This window comes from Paraburkholderia sp. 31.1, assembly GCF_014397645.1.
In the GTDB taxonomy this organism is placed as follows: domain Bacteria; phylum Pseudomonadota; class Gammaproteobacteria; order Burkholderiales; family Burkholderiaceae; genus Paraburkholderia; species Paraburkholderia tuberum.
The window spans coordinates 1-1251 of the sequence record NZ_VZQN01000158.1 but is presented as its reverse complement, the minus strand read 5'-3'; the positions used below and the strand labels follow the sequence as shown (position 1 = coordinate 1251).

Genomic DNA, 1251 nt, shown 5'->3' with positions numbered 1-1251 from the left:
TGGAAGCACTTCAAGTACCACTGGCGGCGATTCGCGACGTGGACGAAAGAAACCGTCGATGCGGAGCTCGAAATTCTGCTCAGCGGATACGGGTCAAAATTCCAAGTAAATTTTTCGTGAACACTTATCGGATAGTCTTATGGTAAGCGTCATTTGAAGGCCGTATCGACATCGACGTTGAGAGTGTCCAAAGTGATGTCCATCACTTCGAGTAGTGGGGACCACTTTGATGACAGAGATCGACTGTGGCGGCAGCCGCAAGGGGCGGCCGAATTACGCGCCTGAATTCAGGCGTGAAGTTGCGATGGCAGCGTGCGAGCCGGGCATCTCGGTGGCAAAGCTCGCGCAGTCGCACGGTCTGAATCCGAACATGGTGTTCAAGTGGCGCAGGCAGTACCGTGCTGGTCTGCTGGACAACAGGACGGTGAGCGAGACGGCAGTGTTCGTTCCGGTGGCGATGTCGCCGGATGATTCGATGGCGGTTTCGTCGCTACCGGTGCCGACAGCGCAATTGCCATTGCGCGCACAGGAAGCCGCGACTTCAGGTATCGAGATCGAGCTCAATGGCGCACGCGTGCGAGTGAGCGGGAAGGTAGACCCAGCCCAGCTGCGACTGGTGCTGCATTGCCTGAGGCCGGCATGATCGCGCTGCCGACCGGCACCTGTCAACGCCGACTGAAACCTGACCCACGTTTCGAGGTTTCGCCGAAGTAAATCTGACCCACCCGGGTCCTGTATCACGCGGCTACTTTCGTGCTTGCCCGCGTGCCTGTTTGCCCCGCCTTTCTTTTGTCCTTCAGTCGATAGCTCTCGCCGCTGATTTGCACGATATGAGCGTGATGCAGAAGCCTGTCGAGCATCGCCGCTGTCAGCGTCTGGTCGTCGGCGAAGGCTGTCGCCCATTGCGTGAACGGCAGGTTGCTGGTCAACACGATTGAGCCGCGTTCGTAGCGTTTAGCGACGACATTGAAGAAGAGGTTTGCCTCCTCACGCCCGAATGGCAAATAGCCGATTTCATCGATGACGAGCAGCCTCGGTCCTATCACCGCGCGATTGAAGAATTCCCGCAAGCGGTTCTGCTGCCGGGCGGCGGCCAATTGCATCATCAGGTCGGCGGCGGTGATGCGGCGCGCGTCAAGCAAGTTGTCGCCTCACTCATGCAGCCAGAGGCTGTTTATTTGCGCTGATCGACGCCATCTCGACGACTGAGTCGCGTTCGGGGTTAAGCGTCACGGCACCAACCGGTGTCCA

The 1251-nt window shown here is 58.4% G+C and carries 1 protein-coding gene and 1 pseudogene; one reads left to right on the top strand and one right to left on the bottom strand.

The window, feature by feature from the left end:
- Nucleotides 1–229: 229 nt before the first annotated feature.
- Entirely contained in the window at nt 230–643 is a 414-nt protein-coding gene (gene tnpA, locus F6X37_RS35755) for an IS66-like element accessory protein TnpA (RefSeq protein WP_187614668.1), read from the top strand.
- A 94-nt stretch (nt 644–737) separates the two neighbouring features.
- Here the strand turns inward: tnpA and F6X37_RS35750 are convergent.
- A pseudogene (locus F6X37_RS35750) lies at nt 738–1130 on the bottom strand (ATP-binding protein); the annotation flags it as partial.
- Nucleotides 1131–1251 lie beyond the last annotated feature (121 nt).